Origin of the sequence: Palleronia sp., from assembly GCF_042089775.1 — a bacterium.
In the GTDB taxonomy this organism is placed as follows: Bacteria; Pseudomonadota; Alphaproteobacteria; order Rhodobacterales; family Rhodobacteraceae; genus Palleronia.
The window spans coordinates 1-22,004 of sequence record NZ_JBELKF010000043.1 but is presented as its reverse complement, the minus strand read 5'-3'; the positions used below and the strand labels follow the sequence as shown (position 1 = coordinate 22,004).

At 66.1% G+C, this 22,004-nt stretch carries 28 protein-coding genes, 1 tRNA gene and 1 pseudogene; 27 read left to right on the top strand and 3 right to left on the bottom strand.

Annotated elements, in window-relative coordinates:
- Positions 1 to 26 precede the first annotated feature (26 nt).
- Positions 27 to 1,163, top strand: a complete 1,137-nt coding sequence (locus ACFDS3_RS11775) for an anhydro-N-acetylmuramic acid kinase (protein WP_375262545.1) — start codon at positions 27 to 29, stop codon at positions 1,161 to 1,163.
- On the opposite strand, the gene ACFDS3_RS11770 is transcribed toward ACFDS3_RS11775, so the two are convergent.
- Positions 1,155 to 1,622, bottom strand: a complete 468-nt coding sequence (locus ACFDS3_RS11770; RefSeq protein ID WP_375262544.1) for a Hint domain-containing protein — start codon at positions 1,620 to 1,622, stop codon at positions 1,155 to 1,157. The two genes, ACFDS3_RS11775 and ACFDS3_RS11770, sit on opposite strands and share 9 nt — an antisense overlap.
- Before the next feature lie 132 nt (positions 1,623 to 1,754).
- Here ACFDS3_RS11770 and ACFDS3_RS11765 point away from each other — a divergent pair.
- Both ACFDS3_RS11765 and tig read left to right on the top strand, forming a co-directional pair.
- Positions 1,755 to 1,842, top strand: a tRNA-Leu gene (locus ACFDS3_RS11765).
- A 133-nt stretch (positions 1,843 to 1,975) separates the two neighbouring features.
- Positions 1,976 to 3,313 (top strand): trigger factor, encoded by a 1,338-nt coding sequence (gene tig / locus ACFDS3_RS11760; protein ID WP_375262543.1) that lies wholly within the window; start codon positions 1,976 to 1,978, stop codon positions 3,311 to 3,313.
- A 130-nt stretch (positions 3,314 to 3,443) separates the two neighbouring features.
- On the opposite strand, the gene ACFDS3_RS11755 is transcribed toward tig, so the two are convergent.
- Both ACFDS3_RS11755 and ACFDS3_RS11750 read right to left on the bottom strand, forming a co-directional pair.
- A complete protein-coding gene (locus ACFDS3_RS11755; RefSeq protein ID WP_375262542.1) occupies positions 3,444 to 4,325 on the bottom strand; it encodes a lytic transglycosylase domain-containing protein in 882 nt (293 codons plus the stop codon).
- A gap of 76 nt (positions 4,326 to 4,401) precedes the next feature.
- On the bottom strand, positions 4,402 to 4,986 hold the full coding sequence (locus ACFDS3_RS11750; protein WP_375262541.1) for a hypothetical protein: 585 nt from the start codon (positions 4,984 to 4,986) through the stop codon (positions 4,402 to 4,404).
- Positions 4,987 to 5,225: 239 nt separating this feature from the next.
- On the opposite strand from ACFDS3_RS11750, the gene rpsF reads away from it, so the two are divergent.
- The 24 genes and pseudogenes from rpsF to ACFDS3_RS11630 form a co-directional block, all read left to right on the top strand.
- Positions 5,226 to 5,579: a 30S ribosomal protein S6 gene (gene rpsF / locus ACFDS3_RS11745; RefSeq protein WP_375262540.1), complete on the top strand. Its 354-nt coding sequence runs from the start codon at positions 5,226 to 5,228 to the stop codon at positions 5,577 to 5,579.
- 15 nt (positions 5,580 to 5,594) lie between these two features.
- Entirely contained in the window at positions 5,595 to 5,822 is a 228-nt protein-coding gene (rpsR, locus tag ACFDS3_RS11740; RefSeq protein WP_375262539.1) for a 30S ribosomal protein S18, read from the top strand.
- Positions 5,823 to 5,841: 19 nt separating this feature from the next.
- Positions 5,842 to 6,483: a 50S ribosomal protein L9 gene (gene rplI, locus ACFDS3_RS11735; RefSeq protein WP_375262553.1), complete on the top strand. Its 642-nt coding sequence runs from the start codon at positions 5,842 to 5,844 to the stop codon at positions 6,481 to 6,483.
- Between the two features lie 170 nt (positions 6,484 to 6,653).
- Positions 6,654 to 7,592, top strand: coding sequence for an ACP S-malonyltransferase (gene fabD, locus ACFDS3_RS11730; RefSeq protein ID WP_375262538.1), 939 nt, complete (start codon positions 6,654 to 6,656; stop codon positions 7,590 to 7,592).
- Positions 7,593 to 7,594: 2 nt separating this feature from the next.
- Positions 7,595 to 8,332, top strand: coding sequence for a 3-oxoacyl-[acyl-carrier-protein] reductase (fabG, locus tag ACFDS3_RS11725; protein WP_375262537.1), 738 nt, complete (start codon positions 7,595 to 7,597; stop codon positions 8,330 to 8,332).
- Between the two features lie 176 nt (positions 8,333 to 8,508).
- Positions 8,509 to 8,748, top strand: coding sequence for an acyl carrier protein (locus ACFDS3_RS11720; protein ID WP_085852477.1), 240 nt, complete (start codon positions 8,509 to 8,511; stop codon positions 8,746 to 8,748).
- 162 nt (positions 8,749 to 8,910) lie between these two features.
- A complete protein-coding gene (fabF, locus tag ACFDS3_RS11715) occupies positions 8,911 to 10,179 on the top strand; it encodes a beta-ketoacyl-ACP synthase II (protein ID WP_375262536.1) in 1,269 nt (422 codons plus the stop codon).
- Positions 10,179 to 11,336 carry an endolytic transglycosylase MltG gene (gene mltG, locus ACFDS3_RS11710; RefSeq protein ID WP_375262535.1) on the top strand — a complete coding sequence of 386 codons (1,158 nt, stop codon included), beginning with the start codon at positions 10,179 to 10,181 and terminating at the stop codon, positions 11,334 to 11,336. The genes fabF and mltG overlap by 1 nt, the downstream gene beginning before the upstream one ends.
- Positions 11,337 to 11,553: 217 nt before the next feature.
- Entirely contained in the window at positions 11,554 to 11,898 is a 345-nt protein-coding gene (locus ACFDS3_RS11705) for a hypothetical protein (RefSeq protein WP_375262534.1), read from the top strand.
- On the top strand, positions 11,876 to 13,150 hold the full coding sequence (locus ACFDS3_RS11700) for a DNA-packaging protein (protein WP_375262533.1): 1,275 nt from the start codon (positions 11,876 to 11,878) through the stop codon (positions 13,148 to 13,150). The genes ACFDS3_RS11705 and ACFDS3_RS11700 overlap by 23 nt, the downstream gene beginning before the upstream one ends.
- Positions 13,151 to 13,160: 10 nt before the next feature.
- Positions 13,161 to 14,318 (top strand): phage portal protein, encoded by a 1,158-nt coding sequence (locus ACFDS3_RS11695; RefSeq protein WP_375262532.1) that lies wholly within the window; start codon positions 13,161 to 13,163, stop codon positions 14,316 to 14,318.
- Positions 14,319 to 14,321: 3 nt separating this feature from the next.
- Positions 14,322 to 14,855, top strand: a complete 534-nt coding sequence (locus ACFDS3_RS11690; RefSeq protein ID WP_375262531.1) for an HK97 family phage prohead protease — start codon at positions 14,322 to 14,324, stop codon at positions 14,853 to 14,855.
- 35 nt (positions 14,856 to 14,890) lie between these two features.
- Positions 14,891 to 16,069, top strand: a complete 1,179-nt coding sequence (locus ACFDS3_RS11685) for a phage major capsid protein (RefSeq protein ID WP_375262530.1) — start codon at positions 14,891 to 14,893, stop codon at positions 16,067 to 16,069.
- A gap of 149 nt (positions 16,070 to 16,218) precedes the next feature.
- The gene (locus ACFDS3_RS11680) at positions 16,219 to 16,800 is read left to right on the top strand and encodes a hypothetical protein (protein ID WP_375262529.1); all 582 of its coding nucleotides are present in this window, start codon (positions 16,219 to 16,221) and stop codon (positions 16,798 to 16,800) included.
- Positions 16,800 to 17,135, top strand: coding sequence for a head-tail adaptor protein (locus ACFDS3_RS11675; protein WP_375262528.1), 336 nt, complete (start codon positions 16,800 to 16,802; stop codon positions 17,133 to 17,135). The genes ACFDS3_RS11680 and ACFDS3_RS11675 overlap by 1 nt, the downstream gene beginning before the upstream one ends.
- The gene (locus ACFDS3_RS11670) at positions 17,132 to 17,548 is read left to right on the top strand and encodes a DUF3168 domain-containing protein (RefSeq protein ID WP_375262527.1); all 417 of its coding nucleotides are present in this window, start codon (positions 17,132 to 17,134) and stop codon (positions 17,546 to 17,548) included. The genes ACFDS3_RS11675 and ACFDS3_RS11670 overlap by 4 nt, the downstream gene beginning before the upstream one ends.
- A 15-nt stretch (positions 17,549 to 17,563) precedes the next feature.
- Positions 17,564 to 17,974, top strand: a complete 411-nt coding sequence (locus tag ACFDS3_RS11665; protein ID WP_375262526.1) for a phage major tail protein, TP901-1 family — start codon at positions 17,564 to 17,566, stop codon at positions 17,972 to 17,974.
- Positions 17,974 to 18,285 (top strand): gene transfer agent family protein, encoded by a 312-nt coding sequence (locus ACFDS3_RS11660; protein WP_375262525.1) that lies wholly within the window; start codon positions 17,974 to 17,976, stop codon positions 18,283 to 18,285. The genes ACFDS3_RS11665 and ACFDS3_RS11660 overlap by 1 nt, the downstream gene beginning before the upstream one ends.
- Positions 18,177 to 18,482: a rcc01693 family protein gene (locus ACFDS3_RS11655; protein WP_375262524.1), complete on the top strand. Its 306-nt coding sequence runs from the start codon at positions 18,177 to 18,179 to the stop codon at positions 18,480 to 18,482. The genes ACFDS3_RS11660 and ACFDS3_RS11655 overlap by 109 nt, the downstream gene beginning before the upstream one ends.
- Complete coding sequence (locus tag ACFDS3_RS11650; protein ID WP_375262523.1) at positions 18,475 to 19,044, top strand: phage tail tape measure protein; 570 nt, start codon at positions 18,475 to 18,477, stop codon at positions 19,042 to 19,044. The genes ACFDS3_RS11655 and ACFDS3_RS11650 overlap by 8 nt, the downstream gene beginning before the upstream one ends.
- A gap of 13 nt (positions 19,045 to 19,057) precedes the next feature.
- A complete protein-coding gene (locus ACFDS3_RS11645; RefSeq protein WP_375262522.1) occupies positions 19,058 to 19,681 on the top strand; it encodes a TIGR02217 family protein in 624 nt (207 codons plus the stop codon).
- Positions 19,681 to 20,490 (top strand): DUF2163 domain-containing protein, encoded by an 810-nt coding sequence (locus ACFDS3_RS11640; protein ID WP_375262521.1) that lies wholly within the window; start codon positions 19,681 to 19,683, stop codon positions 20,488 to 20,490. The genes ACFDS3_RS11645 and ACFDS3_RS11640 overlap by 1 nt, the downstream gene beginning before the upstream one ends.
- The gene (locus tag ACFDS3_RS11635; protein WP_375262520.1) at positions 20,487 to 20,912 is read left to right on the top strand and encodes an NlpC/P60 family protein; all 426 of its coding nucleotides are present in this window, start codon (positions 20,487 to 20,489) and stop codon (positions 20,910 to 20,912) included. Before ACFDS3_RS11640 ends, ACFDS3_RS11635 begins: the two co-directional genes overlap by 4 nt.
- Positions 20,912 to 22,004: pseudogene (locus tag ACFDS3_RS11630) on the top strand (host specificity protein); the annotation flags it as partial. The gene ACFDS3_RS11635 and the pseudogene ACFDS3_RS11630, both read left to right, overlap by 1 nt.

The following is a 22,004-nucleotide window of genomic DNA, read 5'->3' as shown; positions in this document are numbered from 1 at the left end:
GCGGGCGGTGGGGGCAGAGGAAAGCCATGTTGAAGGGCGCGCTGCGCGAGGGGCCGATCTGGGCCGTGGGAACCATGTCGGGAACGTCGCTCGACGGGGTGGATGCGGCGATGGTGCTGACCGACGGGGCGCAGATCTTCGCGTTCGGCGAGACCGCCTACCGCGCCTATTCCGACGAGGAACGCGCCGTCCTGCGCGCCGCAATGGGGCGATGGGAGAACCTGGGCGAGGCGTCGACGGTGGTCGAAAGCGCGCATGCCGAACTGCTGGGCGGCATCCCTGGTGCGGCGGTCGTCGGCTTTCACGGCCAGACGACGGCACATGACCCGGCCGGGCGAGGGACTTGCCAGATCGGGGACGGCCGGTTCCTGGCGCACGTGCTCGACCTGCCGGTGGTCTGGGACTTTCGCTCGGCCGATGTCGAACTGGGCGGGCAGGGCGCGCCACTCGCGCCGTTCTTTCACCACGCGGCCCTGCGCTTCGTGGGCGAGACGTCCCCCACGGCGGTGCTGAACCTCGGGGGCGTTGGCAACATCAGCTATATCAATCCCGCGATCGAGGTGCCGTCGGACCCCGGCGCCTGCCTGGCCTTCGACACCGGGCCTGCGAACGCGCCGCTGAACGACCTGATGCGCGCGCGGCGCGGCGCGGGGTTCGACGGGGATGGAGCGCTGGCGGCCGAGGGTGATGCGGACGGCGCGGTGCTCGACCGGCTCGCGGCGCATGGCTACTTTGCGAAGATGCCGCCCAAGTCGCTCGACCGGGACGATTTCGCGTGGTTGGGCGAGGCCGTTGCAGGCCTGTCTGACGCCGATGCGGCGGCAACCTTGACGGCAGCGTCCGCGGCGTCCGTCGTGCTCGGACTCGACCATTTGCCGAAACGACCGTCGCGGCTGCTGGTCACCGGGGGCGGGCGCCTCAACCCGGTGATGATGGAGATGATCCGCGCGGGAAGCGGGCTCGAGGCCGCTCCGGTCGAGGAGGTGGGGCTCGACGGAGACATGCTCGAAGCGCAGGCATTCGCCTATCTTGCGGTGCGCGTCGCGCGCGGCTGGCCGACCAGTTCTCCCGGAACCACCGGGGTTGCAGCCGCGGTCGGGGGCGGAATTGTCTCGTGGCCCGAGGACGCGCTGGCCTTGGTCCGGCGGCGCAGCCTAGGCTGAGGTGACGGTCGTGGTGGTCACGGCAATCTCGGTCCCGTCGGCATAGATGACCTGCGGCTCGTCGAAGATCAGGTCGAAGCTGCGCAGCTCGTCCACCATGTGCAAAGAGATGTATTCTCCGTCGACGAGCTTTGCGGCGGGAACGGTCGCCTGATCGCTGCCGTAGAGCGCCTTCGCACGCCAGCCGCGCACGAGGATCTGGTGGTCGGCGGCCACCGTGACGTCGGCTTCGGGCCGGTGGTGGCCCAGAGCCGAGGCGCGGATGGTCACCGCCTGCGCCTTGCGGCGCACGGTTACGCGGACGTCGCGCAGGTGGCGTACGCCGTGCCGGGTGACGATGCGGTCGCCGGGCTGCAGGAACTCGACCGGAAGCGGTCCGTCCAGCGTCATGACCCGCGTTCCGGTGGCGAGGCCGGTCTGCCTCTTCAAGCCCTGACGGTCGGTGGCGATCTTGCTCATGAGGTTCACTCCCTGTCCCGTGAGCCTCATTCGGGGGAGAATGTGTCAAGATTCGGTTATCGAGCCTCCGAATTTCCATACAATTTTCGGCTCGCATCGCCGGGCTGGGCGCGATACATGGCGCTCGACCACGCGGGCGTGGTGGAATTGGCAGACACGCAGGATTTAGGTTCCTGTTTTCTTAACGAAAGTGCGGGTTCAAGTCCCGCCGCCCGCACCAGCCATCCCGACTGCCAGACGTGCGACGCATCCCGAGCCCTCGCCGCCTTGCAGTGGACGGCCCGGCACCTTATGAGACGCCGAAATCACGCGCCCCGGGTTTGGGCGCCGGGGAAAATCACGAGAGGGCGAACATGCAGGTCACAGAGACCGTCAACGAAGGGCTGAAGCGCGGCTACCGGATTACCGTGAGCGCCGACGAGCTGGACGCCAAGGTCACCGAGAAGCTGACCGAGGCGCAACCCGACATCGAAATGAAGGGCTTCCGCAAGGGCAAGGTGCCGCTGGCGCTGCTGCGCAAGCAGTTCGGCGAGCGGCTGCTCGGCGAATCGATGCAGGAAGCCGTCGACGGCGCGATGTCCAAGCATTTCGAAGAGACGGGCGACCGTCCCGCCATGCAGCCCGACGTCAAGATGACGAACGAGGCCTGGCAGAAGGGTGACGACGTCGAGGTCGAGATGACCTACGAGAAGCTGCCCGAGATCCCCGATTTCGACGCGAAGTCGATCGAGATCGAGAAGCTGAAGGTCGTGCCGGACGAAAGTGCGGTGGACGAGGCGCTGGAATCGCTGGCCGAGAACGCGAAGAACTTCGAAACGAAGGACGGCGCGGCCGAGGACGGCGATCAGGTCGTGATCGACTTCACCGGCTCGATCGACGGCGAGGAATTCCAGGGCGGTTCGGCCGAGGATTATCCGCTGGTCCTGGGCTCGAACAGCTTCATCCCCGGCTTCGAAGAGCAGCTCAAGGGTGTGTCGGCCGGCGACGAGAAGGACGTGAAAGTCTCGTTCCCCGAGGATTACCAGGCGAGCCACCTCGCCGGGAAAGAGGCCGTCTTCGCGACCAAGGTCAAGGACGTGAAGGCGCCCCAGAAGGCCGAGATCAACGACGACCTGGCGAAGAACTACGGTGCCGAGGACCTCGACGCGCTGAAAGGCCAGATCCGTGAGCGTCTGGTCGCCGAGTACGATCAGGCCGCCCGCGCCGTGATGAAGCGCCGCCTGCTGGATATCCTCGACGATATGGTCGATTTCGAGCTTCCGCCGGCGCTTGTCGATGCCGAGGCGCAGCAGATCGCGCACCAGCTGTGGCACGAGGAAAACCCCGACGTTCAGGGCCACAACCACGACAAGATAGAACCGACGGACGAGCACAAGAAGCTGGCCGAGCGCCGTGTGCGTCTTGGACTGCTGCTCGCCGAGCTGGGCCGCAAGAACGAGATCCAAGTCACCGATGCCGAGATGACCCAGGCGGTCATGAACCAGGCGCGGCAGTATCCGGGTCAGGAGCGTCAGTTCTTCGAGTTCGTGCAGCAGAACGCCCAGATGCGTCAGCAGATCCAGGCGCCGCTGTTCGAGGACAAGGTCGTCGACTTCATCTTCGAACAGGCCAACGTGACCGAGAAGGAGGTCACGAAGGACGAGCTGCAAGAAGCTGTCGAAGCTCTGGAAGAAGAAGACGACGCAGCGTAAGCTGTAGATCGAATCAAGTCGATCGCCCGACCGAGGTTGGGCAATGAGCGGGGCCGTTCGGAGGAGGCGGCCCCGCTCGTCGTTCTAAAGCGGCGGATCCCCCTCTGTACCATCACGAACGCGAGTGCATTCAGTCCGGGCTGCTGACCTGGCAGTAGGCACTGTTGCGCCGTAGCGCGCGGCAGAGTTGCCGGGCCTCTTCGGCGTCATCTACTGCGATCTTCGCCGTCAGGCGTGTGCTGCGGCCGAAGGCGGGCAGGGTGTCCTCGACGATCTGGATGGTGCGGCTGCCGATGATGTCGCCGTTTTCGCGGCGGACCTTGTCGGCGAACCGTTCGACCGTCGGACGTCTACGACCGGCCGCAACGATCACGCCCCAGAGGGGCGGCGGCGGCGAGAAGCTCTTGAAGGTGCGGCTCGCGGCCTGTGCGCGACAGGCTTCCTCGAACGGTGTGTCGGGGGCGAGTGCGTAGTCGACGTCCTCGGGAGGGGCGTCGCGCCAGGCGCGAGGGCTGTGGCCCGTGATGATCTGCACGTAGGCGCGGGTTTCGGCCGGCAGGATGCGGTCCCGGTCAATGAAGTCCTGCGTGCGCGCCTCACCGGCGTTGTAGGCCGCGGCGGCGAGGCCGAGATTTCCGAATTGGGACGCTAGGTCAGCGAGATAAGCTGCGGAGGCATAGATTGCCTGGGCCGGGTTGAACGGATCGTCCAGACCTCTCAGCGCTGCCGTCGCGGGCATGAACTGCGCAATGCCTTGTGCCCCTGCGGAGCTGACGGCGGCCGCGTCGAACAGGCTTTCCTGCCAGAGCAGGCGGGCAAAGAAGCCCGTGTCGACCTCTGCGGTGCTGGCGGCGCGGGCGATCTGGCGGCAGACATCATCGGTATAGTTCGCGAGGCGAATGCAGGCCGAGCCGTCGGCCCGGCATCTCTGATCCTCTGGGCGCGGACGCGGCCGTTCGGCCGCCTGGGCGAACGATGCGAAACAGAGGAGAAGGCAGATCAGGCGGCGCATTCCCGCCAACCTAGGCGGGGTCGGGTCACCCCGCCAGTGCGCGCCGCCCGGAACCTGTCCTACAGGGACCTTGACGTCAGGCCGCCGCCGTCATGGCGGTCGGTGAAACGCCCCGGCGTGGCCTTCCTGTCCGGGCGGGGGCCAGGCACAGGGCGGCCACGATCTCGTGATGCATCCGTTCGAGCTGCGCCAAGGGTGCGGTGCCGATGTAGATCCGTTTGCCGGCGGCATCGCGCGCAGCGAGGTGAGAGGGCATCCCCGGCGGCGCCCGATGGATATGCACGCTGTTCACCAGGTCGATGGGCAGGGTCAGCACCGTCCGCGCGCGGCCGCCAGCTGTCATCCGGTGCTGCCGGAACTCTTGTGCGCCGACGTCGAACACGGTCTCGTACCGGACGCCGCAGAAGGCGAGGCGCAGCAGGGGCCATGCGCCCGAGAGCGCCGAGAGCGTGACCGCGATGCGCAGATCGGCGGTGCTTGCGGGGGCAAACGGGCTCCAGGCCAGCAAGGCAGACGCCACGAGCAGAAGTCCCGCCGCCCAGGCGCCAAGCTCGACCGCGCGGGCGTGACGTTCGACGGGGCCATCCCGGCGCAACCGCACCTGTCCTAGACTCTGCGACATAATGAGGGTGCGACCCTTTGCATGCGTGCCCGTTGCCATGCCCATGCTCCGTTCGTTATCACCCCTGAGGCCTCGCTAAGGATGAAGTCTGGCGAAAATCTGCCGAAGGCGGGGCAAACTCGGACATTCAGCGTCACGGGTTGCCACACGGCATGCTTTCCGGTATCGCCCGCCAACCTCCGCGACAATCGCGATCGGCGCAGACTCTCGTGACCCGGGATGCGGAGGGCATCAGGCCCGGTCTTTGAAATGCGCCCTGAAAACCTGGAAGGAAAGCCATGCCGCTTTACGAGCATGTCTTCATCTCTCGTCAGGACCTGTCGAATACGCAGGCCGAGGGACTGATCGAACATTTCAGCGCCGTGCTGTCCGACAATGGCGGTAAGCTGGTTGAATTCGAATACTGGGGCGTCAAGACGATGGCCTACCGGATCAACAAGAACCGCAAGGGCCACTACGCCTACCTGCGCACCGACGCCCCCGCGCCGGCCGTCCAGGAGATGGAGCGCCTGATGCGTCTGCACGAGGACGTCATGCGCGTTCTGACCATCAAGGTCGACGAGCACGAGGAAGGTCCCTCGGCCCAGATGCAGAAACGTGACGAGCGCGAAGACCGCCGTCCGCGCCGCTAAGAAGGAGTTCCAAGCATGGCCGCAAAACCGTTTTTCCGCCGCCGCAAGACCGACCCCTTCGCGGGCGAGAACGCGCCGAAGATCGACTACAAGGACACCCGTCTGCTTCAGCGCTACATCTCCGAGCGCGGCAAGATCGTGCCCTCGCGGATCACCGCCGTCGGCGCCAAGAACCAGCGCAAGCTCGCCCAGGCGATCAAGCGCGCACGGTTCCTGGCGCTTCTGCCCTACGCCGTGAAGTGAGGAGGACACCCCAATGTCAATGAACGTCATCCTGCTGGAGCGTGTCGCCAAGCTCGGCAACATGGGCGAGGTCGTCGCGGTCAAGGAAGGCTACGCGCGCAACTATCTGCTGCCGCAGAAGAAGGCGCTGTGGGCCTCCGAGGCCAACGTCGCTGCCTTCGAGGCGCAGAAATCGAACCTCGAAGCGCGCAACGAAGAGACCAAGAAGGAAGCTCAGGCCCTGGCCGCGCAGCTGGAAGGTCAGCAGTTCGTCGTGATCCGCGCCGCTTCGGACGGTGGTGCGCTCTACGGGTCGGTGTCGACCCGCGACGTCGCCGAAGCCGCGCAGGCGCAAGGGTTCGACGTGGACCGCCGCCAGGTCGCGCTGGTCGCTCCGATCAAGGAGCTCGGCCTGCACGAGGCGACGATCACGCTTCACCCCGAGGTCGTGGTTACCGTTCAGCTGAACGTGGCCCGGACCGAGGAAGAGGCCGAGATCCAGAAGCAGGGCAAGTCGATCCAGGAACTGGCCGCGGAAGAAGAAGCCGCCGCCGAGTTCGAGATCCAGGAGCTCTTCGACGACATCGGTGCCGCGCAGCTGGACGAGGACGAAAGCCCCGTCGAGCAGCGCAACGAGCAACCCGCGGTCCAGGAGAAGTCGGAGCTGGACGACCAGCGCTGATCCTTCCGGATTGTGCATGAGACGAGCGGCCGCCGGAGCGATTCGGCGGCCGTTTTCGTTCTGGCGGAAGATGAAGAATCCCCCGGCTGGTGTTCGCGCTAAAGTTGTGATGGTTTGCCCTTGGCGGCGACGGCATATATGCGGGGTCGACGCGACAAGGAGGGGCAGAGATGGCGCTGGCATTGGTGTTTCCCGGGCAGGGAGCACAAACCGTGGGAATGGGCCGCGATCTGGCCGAGGCATACCCGGCCGCAAGAGCGGTTTTCGATGAGGTGGATGCGGCGCTCGGCGAGAAGCTGTCCGACCTGATCTGGAACGGCTCGTCCGACGACCTGACCTTGACCGCCAACGCGCAACCGGCGCTGATGGCGACCTCGCTTGCCGCGTTCCGCGCGCTCGAGGCAGAAGGCTTCGTGACCGACCGCGCGGCCTTTGTCGCCGGTCATTCGCTGGGGGAATACTCGGCGCTGGCCGCCGCCGGTGCGATCGGCGTGGCGGATGCAGCGCGGCTTCTGCGCCTGCGCGGGCAGGCGATGCAAGAGGCCGTGCCCGTGGGCCAAGGTGCGATGGCCGCACTTCTGGGACTGGATTTCGAGGCAGCGCAAGGTGTGGCCGAGCGGGCGGCGCAAGGGCAGGTCTGCCAGGCGGCGAACGACAACGATCCGTCGCAGGTCGTGGTCTCGGGGCACCGGGAAGCGGTCGAACGGGCGGTGGAACTTGCGAAGGAGGCCGGCGCCAAGCGGGCGCTGATGCTGCCTGTGAGCGCGCCGTTCCACTGCGCGCTGATGCAGCCTGCCGCAGAGCGGATGCAGGCCGCGCTGGCCGAGGTGACGATCAACGCGCCGACGGTTCCGGTGGTGGCAAATGTCACCGCGGCGCCGGTCAGCGACCCGGACGAGATCCGGCGTCTGCTGGTCGAGCAGGTGACAGGCTCGGTCCGGTGGCGCGAGTCTGTGGCGGCCATGGGCGCTGCGGGCGTGGACGAAATCTGGGAGGTTGGCGCCGGCAAGGCGCTCTCCGGCATGGTGAAACGCATCGACCGGGGCATCACGACCCGCACGGTCGGGACGGCGGACGAGGTGAAGGCCGCCGCGGGGCAGGGAGCTTGAGCATGTTCGATCTGACGGGAAAGGCGGCGCTGGTTACCGGCGCTTCGGGCGGCATCGGCGGCGAGATCGCGCGCGGGCTGCATGGCGCGGGGGCGCAGGTTGGGCTTTCGGGAACGCGAGAAGAGCCGCTTCGCGCGCTGGCCGAGGATCTGGGCGAGGGCGCGCATGTCCTGCCCTGCGACCTGAGCGACGCCGAGGCGCTGAAGGAGCTGCCGAAGCGCGCGGCCGAGGCGATGGGATCGCTCGATATCCTCGTGAATAACGCAGGCGTGGCGCGCGACCAGCTGATGCTGCGGATGTCCGACGAGGACTGGCAGAAGGTCATCGACGTCAACCTGACCGCCGTGGCGAAGCTGAGCCAGCTTGCGCTGCGGGGGATGATGAAGGCCAAGTGGGGTCGGATCGTGAACATCTCGTCCGTCGTGGGCGCTACGGGCAATCCGGGGCAGGCCAACTATGCCGCCGCCAAGGCCGGCGTGATCGGCTTTTCAAAAAGCCTTGCGCAGGAGGTTGCCAGCCGCGGCGTCACTGTGAACTGCGTCGCACCGGGCTTCATCGCCACGGCCATGACCGACAAGCTGACCGACGACCAGAAGGAGAGCCTTTTGGGCCGCATCCCGACGGGCCGTATGGGTGAGGCGGACGAGATCGCGGCCGCGGTTCTTTACCTGGCAAGCCGTGAAGCGGCCTATGTCACGGGTGAGACGCTGCACGTGAACGGCGGAATGGCGATGTTCTGACGCTTCGGCGTTTTCGTTTGCGACCGCCGAGACGTGTGCTATAGGCGGCGCACCTTTTCGTCGCCGCGTCGGCCGTCCCGCGCGGCGATGTCTTGTAAGGCAGAGGGTGGCGGTACAGATTTTGCCCCGAGCGGGCGACCAGTGACGGGACAGCCCGGAGCAAAAGAGGAAGAACCATGAGCGACAACGATATCGAAAAGCGCGTCCGCAACAAGGTCGTCGAGCATCTCGGCGTCGAAGAAGAGAAGGTCACCGAGAACGCCTCGTTCATCGACGATCTGGGCGCGGACAGCCTCGATACGGTCGAGCTGGTCATGGCCTTCGAGGAAGAGTTCGGGATCGAGATCCCCGACGACGCCGCCGAGAACATCCAGACCTTCGGCGATGCCGTGAACTACATCAAGGGCGCTGTCTAAGCCTCTTTTACGGCCCTATGGGTTCGGCATGGGCGCGTCCTTCGGGGCGCGCTCTTTGCGTTTCGGAGGGCGGCGGTCCTGCGCCCGCGTCCGGCTGCCGCTCTTCCCTCCGGCCTCCCTCGCGTGTATCAGGCGGGCGTGAGTTGAAGGAGGGGCGGAAACATGAATTCGCGGCGTGTAGTCATCACCGGAATGGGCATGGTCAGCCCTCTGGCCTGCGGGGTCGAAGAGACGTGGTCGCGTATCCTCGATGGTCAGTCGGGCGCGGACACGATCAAGCAGTTCGACGCAAGCCACCTGGCGACGAATTACGCCTGCGAAGTGCCCAAGGGCGACGGGTCGGACGGGACCTTCAACCCCGACGACTGGATGGAGCCCAAGGAGCAGCGCAAGGTCGACCAGTTCATCCTTTATGGCATGGCCGCGGCGGACCAGGCGATCAAGGACGCCGGCCTCGGCGGCGAAAGCGACGAGGAGATGGAGCGGATCGGCGTGATGATCGGCTCGGGGATCGGGGGGCTCGGCACCATCGCCGAGACGGCCTACCTGATCCGCGACAAGGGCGCACGCCGGGTGTCGCCGTTCTTTATCCCGGGATCGCTGATCAACCTGATCTCGGGGCAGGTGTCGATCAAGTATGGCTACAGGGGGCCGAACCATTCGGTCGTGACCGCCTGCTCGACCGGCTCGCATGCCATCGGCGACGCGAGCCGGATGATCCGGCTGGGCGATGCCGACGTGATGATCGCGGGTGGGGCTGAAAGCGCCATCAACGAGATCGGGATCGCTGGGTTCAATGCCTGCAAGGCCCTGTCGACCAAGTACCGGGATGATCCGAAAGCAGCATCGCGGCCTTGGGACAAGGATCGTGACGGATTTGTCATGGGCGAAGGCTCGGGCATCGTTGTCCTTGAGGATTACCAGCGCGCCAAGGCGCGGGGTGCCAAGATCTATGCCGAGGTGATCGGCTATGGCATGTCGGGCGATGCGCATCACATCACTGCGCCGCCGCCGAACCACGAGGGCGCCGAGCGCGCCATGCGGGCCGCCGTCCGCGGTGCCGGCATCGACGTGAGCGACATCGACTACGTGAATGCGCACGGCACCTCGACCATGGCCGACACGATCGAGATGGGCGCGGTGCAGCGGCTTCTGGGCGATGCGGCGACGAAGGCCACGATGAGTTCGACCAAGTCTGCAACGGGGCACCTTCTGGGTGCGGCCGGGGCGATCGAGGCGATCTTCTCGGCGCTGGCAATACGTGACCAAGTGGCGCCGCCCACCCTGAACCTCGAGACGCCGCCCGAGGATGCGGTGATCGACCTCGCCCCCGGCAAGAAGGTCGAGCGTGAGATCGACGTGGCGCTGTCCAACTCGTTCGGCTTTGGCGGCACCAACGCGGTGCTTCTGCTGCGGCGGGTCGCCGCCTGATGTGGAGGCACGTCGCCGCCAACGGGATGACGCTGCTGATCGTCGCATTGGTGGCGCTGGCGGGGCTGATCGGTTGGGGGATCAACGAATACCGCCAGCCCGGTCCGCTGGCCCAGGCCATCTGTCTGCGCGTCGAGCCGGGATCGAGCTTTACCCGCGTCACGCGCGACTTGGCGGATCAGGGGGCGGTCAGCTCGCCGCAGCTCATGCGGATCGGGGCCGACTACACCGAACGCGCTGATGATCTGAAAGCGGGGTCGTTCCTTGTGCCCGAGCAGTCGTCGATGGAGCAGATCGTGGACATCGTCACGCGGGGCGGCCAGTCGACCTGCGGTACGGAAGTCGTCTACCGCATCGGGGTCAACGCCCAGCAGATCGAGGTGCGCGAGCTTGACCCGGCCACCAACCGCTTTGTCGAGCAGGCCGAATTCGACCCTGCGGCCGAGGGCCAAGCGCCAGAGGTCTATGCCGAGGTGCGTGACGACGCGGACACGCGGTACCGGATTGCTGTGGCCGAGGGGGTGACGTCTTGGCAGATCGTCGAGGCGCTGAAGGCGGTCGACTTCCTGAATGGCACGGTTTCGGGCGTGCCGGACGAGGGGACGTTGGCGCCGGACAGCTATGAAGTGACCCCAGACGCGTCGCGGTCGAACCTGCTGGCGCGGATGGAGGCGCGACAGGATGAGCGTCTTGCCACGGCGTGGGAGAACCGCGCGACCGATCTGCCCTATGACACGCCCGAAGAGGCGTTGATCATGGCGTCGATCGTCGAGAAGGAGACCGGGATGCCTGAGGAACGGCGGCAGGTTGCCAGCGTGTTCATCAACCGGCTGGAGCAGGGGATGCGCCTGCAGACCGACCCGACGGTGATCTACGGCGTGACGAACGGTGAGGGTGTGCTGGGGCGGGGACTGCGGCAATCCGAGCTTCAGGCCGAGACGCCCTACAACACCTACCGCATAGACGGGCTGCCGCCGACGCCGATCGCCAATCCCGGCCGCGAGGCGATCGAGGCGGCGCTGAACCCGGCGTCCACGGACTACCTGTATTTCGTGGCCGACGGGTCCGGCGGGCACGCCTTTGCGACGACGTTGGACGAGCACAATCGAAACGTGGCGCGGTGGCGCGAGATCGAAGCTGAGCGCGCGGCGAATTAACACCTGCGATCACTATCGGGTGACGGGGCGGCTTCGGCCGCCCTTTTTCTTTGCGCATCACGCACTTGCGAGGCGCTGCCCGGGCGGCGCCGACGCTGCGCGCGCTTAGGTCGCCCAACCTTCAGCTTTTCACCGGAAAACGGGTCTTGCTGGTGGCGGCGTCTGAGGGGGCGCGGCTCTCGGACCGGAGACCAATCTTGCTGGGGGGCAGGGGTCGATGACGGTCATTCGTGTGAACGAGACGGGGTTCGAGAATGAGAAGTGTGTGCTGGAGCTGGCGGAAGAGCAGTTCACGGAACTGCTGATCGCACTGGGAGACATGAAGGGCCGGGTTCGGAAGGGCGAGCCGGTGCCGGATACGGAAGTGAAACAGCGCGTCAGCGCAGTGCAGAGGGCGATGGACCATGTCTTCAGCGAGAGAAAACGGCTCGACGAGGTGCAGAGAAAGCGCGCCGGAATCGTGCACGAATTCGCAATCGACTTCGACGCCGCGCGGGACGAGATCGGGCGCCGCCTGGCTCGCCTCCGCGCCGCAAGCAGTGCAGGAGACGTTCCTGAATGACCTGACCGAAGGCGAGTTGCTGGCGCTGCCGTGGCTGTTCGAGTTCTGGGCGATGGAGCACCAGCTTCCGCCCGAGGGCGACTGGCGATCCTGGGTGATCCTGGGGGGGCGCGGCGCGGGCAAGACCCGCGCCGGGGCCGAGTGGGTGCGGTCGATGGTCGAGGGGGCACGCCCCCTCGACCCGGGCATCTCGAAGCGGATGGCGCTGGTGGGTGAGACGCTCGACCAGGTGCGCGAGGTGATGATCTTTGGCGAGTCCGGAATCCTTGCCTGCACGCCGCCCGACCGGAAGCCGGTGTGGGAATCCACGCGCAAGCGGCTGGTCTGGCCGAACGGCGCGGTGGCGCAGGCATTTTCGGCGCATGACCCGGAATCGTTGCGCGGTCCGCAGTTCGACGCGGCCTGGGTGGACGAACTGGCGAAGTGGCGCCGGGGCGAAGAGGCCTGGGACATGCTGCAATTCTGCCTGCGGCTGGGCGAACGGCCCCGGCAATGTGTGACGACGACGCCGCGCAACGTGCCGGTGCTGAAGCGGCTGCTGAAGGCTGAGTCGACTGTGCAGACCCATGCGGCGACGCAGGTGAACAAAGCGAACCTTGCGGCCTCGTTCCTGGAGGAGGTCGAGCGGCGCTATGGCGGCTCTCGGCTGGGCTTGCAGGAGCTGGACGGGCGGCTGTTGGAGGATGTCGAAGGTGCGCTCTGGACCTCGTCGCAGCTATCGGGCTGCCGGAGTGGTGCGGATGAACCGGCGCGTATCGTGGTGGCGGTGGACCCGCCGGTCACGGGCGGCGCGAAGGCCGATACCTGCGGAATCGTCGTGGCTGGCGTGACGGCAGACGGCGAGCGGGCCGTGGTGCTCGAGGATGCGTCGGTGAAGGGGTCGCCCCTGGAATGGGCGCAGGCGGCTATCGCGGCCTACCACCGGCACGGCGCGGACCGCGTCGTGGCCGAGGTGAACCAGGGCGGCGAACTGATCGAGGCGATCCTGCGCCAGGTGGACCGTACGGTTAGTTACCGAGGCGTTTACGCTTCTCGCGGCAAGGTCTGTCGAGCGGAACCGGTGGCAGCCCTCTACGAACAGGGGCGGGTCGCACACCGGGGGCAGATGGACGAGCTGGAGGCGCAGATGGTGCAGATGGCGGTTGGAGGTTTCCGCGGGGCGGGTTCGCCCGATCGGGTGGATGCGCTGGTCTGGGCCCTGACCGAGCTGATGCTCGGCCGCAGCTCGCGGCCAGGCGTCCGGCGACTTTGAGGAGAGAGCGATGTTCGAGTTTATAAAGCGGGGCGGTGCGGCGCCCGAAGAGGTCAAGGCGAGCGCAGCAGGTGCGCTTACGACCTCGAGGATCGCCACGGGGAGCGCGGGCCGGGTGGCCTGGAGCCCGCGCGACACCGCCTCGCTGACGCGGTCGGGGTTCCAGGGCAACCCGGTCGTGTTCCGCTGCGTGAAGCTTGTTTCGGAAGCGGCGGCGGCGCTGCCTCTGGTGCTGGAGGCGAAGGGCGCGCGGATGGAGGTGCATCCAGTGGCAACGTTGCTGTCCCGGCCGAACGGAGCCCAAGGACGCGCCGAGCTGCTGGAGGCGCTGTATGGCCAGCTTCTGCTGACGGGTAACGGCTATGTCGAGGCCGTGGGCGGCGAAGGGCTTCCAGCCGAGCTACACGTGCTGCGATCGGAGCGGATGAGCGTGGTGCCGGGGGCGGATGGCTGGCCGGTGGCCTATGACTACAGCGTCGGCGGGCGGACTCACCGTTTTCCGGCCGAGGCAGTGTGCCACGTGAAGAGTTTTCACCCGCAGGACGACCACTACGGCCTGTCGGCGATGCAATCGGTGGCCCAGGCGATGGACGTGCATAACAGCGCGTCCCGGTGGTCGAAGGCGCTTTTAGACAATGCGGCGCGGCCTTCGGGGGCGATCGTGTTCGAAGGCGGCGACGGAGTGATGACCCCCGAGCAGTACGACCGGCTGGTGGCCGAGATCGAGGCCAATCACCAGGGCGCACGAAACGCCGGACGGCCGATGCTGCTGGAGGGTGGGCTGGACTGGAAGCCGATGGGGTTCTCTCCGTCCGACATGGAGTTCCAGAAGACCAAGGAAGCTGCGGCGCGAGAGATCGCCACGGCCTTCGGGGTGCCACCGATGCTGATCGGCATCCCGGGCGACGCGACCTACGCCAACTACGCGGAGGCGCACCGGGCATTCTACCGGCTGACGGTGCTGCCGATGGCGGCGCGGGTGTCGGCGTCGCTGGCACAGTGGCTTGAAGGATTCGCGGGCGAGGACTTGGACCTGCGGGTGGACCTGGATCTCGTGCCTGCACTGGCGGCCGAGCGGGACGCGCAATGGACCCGGATCGCGGGCGCAGATTTTCTGAGCGATGCCGAGAAGCGAGCGCTTCTTGGCCTCGCTCCCTCGGAGGAGTGAGTGATGGAGCTTGAGCGAAAATACGTTGACCTCGGGCAGGTCAGCGTGACCGACGGCCATGTGATCGAGGGCTATGCCTCGCTTTTCGGTGCCGAGGATCAGGGCGGCGACGTGGTTGCCGTGGGTGCCTACGGGGCCTCTCTGGCGGCGCTGGCGACCAAGGGAAACCGGGTGAAGATGCTGTGGCAGCACGACCCGGCGCAACCGATCGGCGTCTGGGACGAGGTATACGAAGACGCCACGGGACTTTGGGTCAAGGGACGCATCCTGACCGAGGTCGAGAAGGGTCGCGAAGCCGCTACGCTGATCGCGGCGGGCGCCATCGACGGGCTGTCGATCGGCTACCGCGTGAAGCGTGCGGGCAAGGGTTCGAGGGGCGGCAGGCTCCTGAGCGAGCTGGAGCTGTGGGAGGTGTCTCTGGTCACGTTCCCGATGCTCCGGGAAGCGCGCGTGGGTCGGAAGGGCGAAACGCCTGACCCTTGGCGCGAACTGGCCGAGGCCATCAGGGCCGCAGGTCGGGAACTGACGGGCGCCTGACGGCCCGAGCAGACACCAGAAAAAGGAAAAGAGCGATGAACACGACCGGGCCCGGCGTCCGGACGGAGGGCGCCTGCGCGCCTGATCCGATCCGCGAAGTACAGATTGCGATGGCTGATTTCATCAGGGATCTCAAATCGTTCAAGAACGACATTCAGACCAAACTTCAACACCAGGAAGAGCGCAAGACCATGCTGCAGACCAAATCCCAGCGTCCCGTTCTGGCCACTCAGGCCGAGATCGAGGTTCCCCACCAGAAGGCGTTCGAAGCCTACGTCCGTTCGGGAGACGACGACGCGCTTCGGGGTCTCGTTCTTGAGGGCAAGGGCCTGTCGACGGCGGTGAACTCGGACGGTGGCTACCTTGTTGATCCGCAAACATCGGACAGCGTCAAGGCGGTGCTGAAGTCCACCGCCTCGATCCGTCAGATCGCCACGGTGGTGAACGTGGAGTCGACCTCCTACGACGTGCTGATCGACACGAGCGACCTTGCGTCGGGCTGGGCGTCTGAGACCTCGGGCATGGCCGAGACCGGCACCGGGCAGATCGACCGCATCTCCATCCCGCTGCACGAATTGTCGGCCCTGCCGAAGGCGTCGCAGCGCCTGCTGGACGACGCGGCGTTCGACATCGAAGGCTGGCTTGCCGGTCGCATCGCGGACACCTTCTCGCGCGCCGAGGCCGCGGCCTTCGTGATCGGCGACGGAAACGAGAAGCCGCGTGGCTTCCTCCGGCACTCGATTGTCGAGGAGCAATCCTGGACGTGGGGCTCGCTTGGGTACGTTGCTTCGGGCGCCGAGGGCGCGTTCGGAGATGTCGACGCCATCGTCGACCTGATCTACGCGCTCGGAGCCGAGTACCGTGCGAACGCGACCTTCGTGATGAACTCGAAGACCGCTGGTCTGGTGCGTCGTCTGAAGGACAATGACGGCCGTTTCCTGTGGTCGGACGGCTTGGCCGCCGGCGAGCCGGCACGCCTCATGGGCTACCCGGTACTGATCGCCGAGGACATGCCCGACATTGCGGCGGGCAACACGGCCATCGCTTTCGGTGATTTCGCCGCCGGCTATACCGTCGCCGAGCGTCCCGACCTGCGCATCCTGCGTGACCCGTTCTCGGCCAAGCCGCACGTGCTGTTCTACGCGACCAAGCGCGTCGGCGGTGACGTGAGCGACTTCGCTGCGATCAAGCTTCTGAAGTTCTCGGTCGCCTAACGGCGAGTGGGGGCGGGTCGGGCTTCCACGCCCGGCCCGGACGGACGCGCGCATTCCGCGCATCGACCAGCATTCCCTCCGTCCGAGTGATGTGTGGGCGCGCGTTCGTCACAACCGGACGGAGGGATCGAGGCAGAGGGAAAACGGCCATGTATCTTGTCGAGCAATCGGGTCTGAGCGCCGCTGCGCTACCGATCTCGGACCTTCGGGCCCACCTGCGTCTGGGCACCGGCTTTGCCGACGACGCGGTACAGGACCCGGTATTGGAATGGTCGCTTCGTGCGGCCATGGCGCAGATCGAGGCGGCGACCGGCAAGGCGCTGCTGAAACGAGACTTTTCAGTGACTGTGCCAGCGTGGCGCGAGAATGGTCGGCAGGTGTTGCCGCGGGCGCCGTTGGAGACGGTAAGCGAGATCGCGGTGGTCGACGGTAAGGGCGCGCGTAACGTCCTCGACCTCGGCGCGATCCATATCCGCCACGATGCACACCGACCGGCGATTGTGGCAAGGGGCTTTGCCCTGCCCACGATTCCGGCCGGCAGCCGCGCCGAGATTGCTTTCCGCGCGGGGTATGCGGACACGTGGTCGGAACTGCCAGGCGACTTGTCTTTCGCGGTGCTGAGCCTCGCGGGCGCACTCTACGAAGAGCGGGCGCAGCCGGGGCAGATCCCGTCAGGAGTCAAAGCGCTGATCGCGCCTTACCGGCAGCCGCGCCTGTGGGGAGTGTTCTGATGGAGATCAGACCGACTCGTGCACTGGTGCTGGAGACGCGCACGCAGGTCTCGGACGGTGCCGGCGGTACGGTGGCCGAATGGGCGCCGCTGGGCACGCTCTGGGCTGACATGCGGCCACGGACGAGCGGGCTAACGGATGGGCAGGAAGTTTCGCTGTCGCGGACGCTGTGGCGGATCGTTGTGCGCGGGGCACCGGCTGGCGCGCCATCGCGACCCGTTGCCGGACAGCGGTTTCGGGAGGGAGCGCGGGTCTTTTCAATCCTGACAGCAACCGAGGACGGGCCGCAGGCGAAATGGCTGATCTGCCAGGCAGAAGAAGAGGTGGTGCGATGAGTTACGCGGTTGCGAGCGCGTTGCAGGAGGCGGTCTACGAACGGCTGACCTTTGATGCGAACGTCTACGATCTAGTGCAGGGCGCGGTCTATGATGGCGTCCCCGCTGGCACGGTGCCCCCGCTCTTCATCAGCTTGGGCGAAGAGAAGGTCACCGACCGGTCGGATGCGGACGGCTACGGGGCGCTGCACGAGGTGGTCGTCTCGGTCGTTTCGTCCGCGAACGGATTCCAGTCAGCCAAGCGCGTGGCGGGTGCGGTTTCGGACGCCCTCCTGGGCGCGCCCTTGGTTCTGGGGCGCGGCTACCTCGTCGGGATTTGGTTCCGTGGTGCCGAGGCCAGGCGGATCACACGAAGCGGCACACGGCGGATCGACATGCGCTTTCGAGCGCAGATCCAGGACAGTTCTTTGTAAGGCGGAGGTAGGGATATGGCGGCCCAGAACGGCAAGGATCTTCTGATCAAGCTCTATATGACGGACGCAGGTTCGTTCGAGACCATCGCGGGGCTACGCGCCACGCGGATTTCGTTCAACGCGGCAACTGTCGAGGTGACGAGCCTGGAAAGCGGCGGCTGGCGGGAACTGCTCGCCGGCGCGGGGGTGAAGCAGGCAGCGATCTCGGGATCGGGTGTATTCAAGGACGCCGCGACCGACGAGCGTGTGCGGCAGATGTTCTTCGAAAGCCGAACGCCGTTGTTCCAGGTCATTATTCCCGACTTTGGAATCGTTGAAGGCCCGTTTCAGGTCGCGTCGATCGAATACGCGGGAACGCATGACGGCGAAGCGACCTACGAGTTGTCCCTGGCATCGGCTGGCCGGCTAAGCTTCACGGCGCTCTGATGGCGAATCCTTGGGCGGGCGAGGTGTCGATCACGATCGATGGAGAGCGGCACGTGGCCAAGCTGACGCTGGGTGCGTTGGCCGAGCTCGAGGATGCGCTGGGTCCAGGAGGGCTCGTTCCGCTGATCGAGCGATTTGATGCGGGCGACTATGGGACGCGGGACGTGGTGGCGCTGCTGCTGGCAGGTTTGCGGGCGGGCGGATGGCGCGGCACGGCCGCGGATCTGATGACGGCCGAAATCACGGGCGGTCCGCTCGAAGGGGCACGCGCGGCTGCGATGCTGTTGGCTCGTGCGTTTCGTGCGCCATGACCGCATTCGATTGGGCGGCTCTTTTGCGTGCTGGCCTGGCGATGGGCCTGAAGCCGCACGAGTTCTGGGCACTCACGCCGGCGGAGTTCGAGATGATGCTGGGACGCGGCAGTGGAGCCGCGCCTATGGGACGGGGACGGCTCAACGAGTTGCGAGCGGCATTCCCCGATACGCTCGGGAGGGCGAAGGATGAGTGAATTCAGCGACTTCGAGGACGAACTGCGCCGGTTCGAGGACAGCGTCGGCGGAGCGGAAGAGATGTTCCGGGCGTTGAAAGCGGGACTGCAGGACGTGTCGAAGGAGGGGGGGAAGCTTTCGGACTCGTTGCGCGGGATTGGACAGTCCATGGTTGAGAGCGCGTATGCTGCTGCGGTCAGCCCGCTGCGGAAGGAGTTGAACGCTCTTGTCCCCGCCGGAGCGCAAAGCCTGCTGAGCAGCCTTCTGCCCTTCGCCAATGGAGGCTCTTTTACGCAAGGTCGTGTGATGCCCTTCGCCACGGGCGGGGTCGTGAATGGGCCGATGACGTTCCCCATGCGGGGCGGCACCGGGCTGATGGGCGAGGCTGGCCCGGAAGCGATCATGCCGTTGACGCGCGGCGTGGACGGAAAGCTAGGCGTGCGCGCCGAGGGCGGTAGTTCGGCACCCGCGCAAGTGGTGGTGAACATCCAGACGCCGGATGTCGCGGGGTTCCAACGCTCGCAAAGCCAGATCGCGGCGCAGATGAGCCGCGCGTTGTCGCGTGCCGAGCGCAATCGCTGAAGGAGAATAGATCATGGCCTTTCATGAAGAGCGGTGTCCCGCGGATTTGAGTTTTGGCGCTGTCGGCGGTCCGGAGCGGCGAACTGAGATCGTCACCCTCGCCAACGGGTTCGAAGAGCGTAACACCACTTGGGCTCACTCACGGCGCCGGTACGATGTCGGGTTTGGACTGCGCTCGATGGAGGATGTCGAGTTGCTGATCGCTTTCTTTGAAGCGCGGCGGGGTCGGCTGCACGGGTTTCGCTGGAAAGACTGGGCTGACTACTCATCGGCACTGGGCGGCGCCGCGGTCAGCTTCGGAGACCAGAAGATCGGAACCGGGGACGGGACCAGTCGAGCCTTCCACCTGAGCAAGACGTATGGCGTTGGCCGGAGCTCCTATGTCCGCCTCATCACGAAGCCGGTGGCGGGCTCGGTTCGAGTTGGAGTGGATGGCGTCGAGATTGCGGATTTCGATGTGGATCATACGACGGGTGCGATCACGCTCCCCGCTGCGCCAGCGCTGGGTGTGACCGTGACTGCGGGCTTCTTGTTTGACGTTCCGGTGCGGTTCGACACCGATCGCATCGACATCTCTCTCGCGACATTCAATGCGGGCCAGGTGCCTGATGTCCCTGTGGTGGAGCTTCGGGTCTGATGATGGATCGCACGGAAACACGCTGCCGCTGCTGGCGGCTGACGCGGACGGATGGACGCATCTTCGCCTTCACTGACCATGATGCGCCCTTGGTGGTCGATGGCGTCGAGTTCCGGCCCTCTGACGCGATGACGGCGCGTACGCTTGAGCAGACGACGGGATTGTCGGTCGACAATTCGGAGGCTGTCGGCGCGTTGTCCGACGTAGGTCTGACTGAGGAGGACATCGTCTCTGGCCGCTTCGACGGGGCCAACGTCGAGATATCGCAGGTTAACTGGCTTGATCCTGCCGACCGCCGCCTCGTGTTCCGCGGCACGTTGGGCGAGATCGAGCGGGCGGGCGGAGCCTTCAAAGCCGAGTTGCGGGGCCTCACCGAGCAGCTGAACCGACCCGTCGGGCGGCTCTACCAAAAGCAGTGCGCGGCGCAATTCGGCGACGCTACCTGCGGGCTGAGTGCCGACTATCACTCCGTGGATGCCGTGGTGCAGGCAGTCGAGGGAGCCGTGGTTGAAGTAACCGGCGGATCCGCGCCGTCGGGGTGGTATGCGTTCGGCGCACTGCACATGATGGACGGCAGCCTGATTGCGCCGATACGCGACGACATGGTCCAGGGTGGCACGCGACAGTTGACCCTATGGGACAGCGTGCGTGGTCTGCAGGCCGGCGACCGGGTGCAGTTGGTCGCGGGATGCGACAAGCGCGTGACGACCTGCCGCGAGAAGTTCGGCAACATACTGAACTACCGCGGGTTCCCCCACTTGCCCACCGAGGATTGGCTAACGGCGTATCCCGCGGGAGCGAACGCTTGAGCGTCGCAGCCGAAATCGCCCGAAGCTGGATCGGCACGCCCTACGTGCACCAGGCATCGTGTCGCGGTGCTGGGACCGATTGTCTTGGTCTTGTGCGGGGGGTCTGGCGCGAATTGTTTGGGGCGGAGCCGTTGGAGGTGCCGCCGTACACCCCCGACTGGAGCGAACCGACACCGGAGGAAGTGCTGTGGGATACGGCCAAGCGCCTGCTCGTGGCGCGACCGCTTGAGGAAGTGGCGCAGGGGCGGATCCTGCTCTTTCGGATGCGGGAGAGCGGGATCGCCAAGCATCTGGGCATTGCGACCGGGGGGGAGCGATTCATCCACGCCTATTCCGGGCATGGCGTCATTGAAAGCGTCCTGAGCCGCCCGTGGCAGCGCAGGCTGGTTGCGGTCTTCGATTTTCCTCAAGGAGGTCAGTGATGGCCACGATGGTTCTTGGCGCCGCAGGTGGCGCCGTTGGCACGTCCCTGGGGGGCGGCATCCTTGGCCTGAGTTCGGCGGCTGTAGGGCGTGCCGCCGGGGGGATGGCTGGCAGGTTGATCGATGCGCACCTTGGTCAGAAGGTCCTCGGTGCGGGCGGGCGCATGGTCGAACATGGGCGGATCGACCGTCTGCGGTTGACCTCGGCCGGGGAGGGGGCACCGATCTCGCGCATTTTCGGGCGGATGCGCGTAGCGGGCCACGTGATCTGGGCCTCTGATTTCGTGGAACGCGTAAGCGAAGTCGGCGGCACGGGCGGAAAAGGCGCGCGCACCGCGACGGCCACGGCCAGGGAATACTCATACGAGATCTCATTGGCCATCGGCCTGTGCGAAGGGCCGATCGCAGGGATCGGGCGGATCTGGGCGGATGGTCAGGAACTCGTGCGCGAGGGGCTGGATCTGCGGGTCTACACCGGCGATGCAGGTCAATTACCTGATCCTGCCATCGAAGCGGTCGAGGGAGCGGGCGCCGTGCCGGCCTATCGCGGCCTTGCCTATGTGGTGATCGAGAACCTCGCGCTCGGGACGTTCGGCAATCGGGTGCCGCAGTTCAGCTTCGAGGTCGTGCGCAATGAAGGCGAAGAGGGCTCCGGCGATGTTGCGCAGCATGTCCGGGGTGTCGCGCTAATCCCCGGGACGGGGGAGTATTCCCTGGCCACCACGCCCGTGCGCTACGACGATGGTGCAGGCGACGGTGCTTTCATCAACGCCCATGTACGGACCGGCCGCACGGACTTTGCGGCCTCTCTGCAAGCGCTGACGACCGAGCTGCCGCGTTGCCACGCAGTTTCGCTGGTGGTCTCTTGGTTCGGTGACGACCTGCGTTGTGGCGCATGCTCGATCAAACCCAAAATTGAGGCACCGGGGCGCGACGGGATCGAGATCGCGTGGCGTTCGGGCGGCATAGGCCACCGGGAGGCGGAGCAAGTGCCGCAACAGGATGGTCGCGTCGTCTATGGCGGCACGCCAGCCGATGGAGCGGTGATCGAGGCGATCCGCGCCGCGACGTCCGCTGGTCAAGAGGTCATGT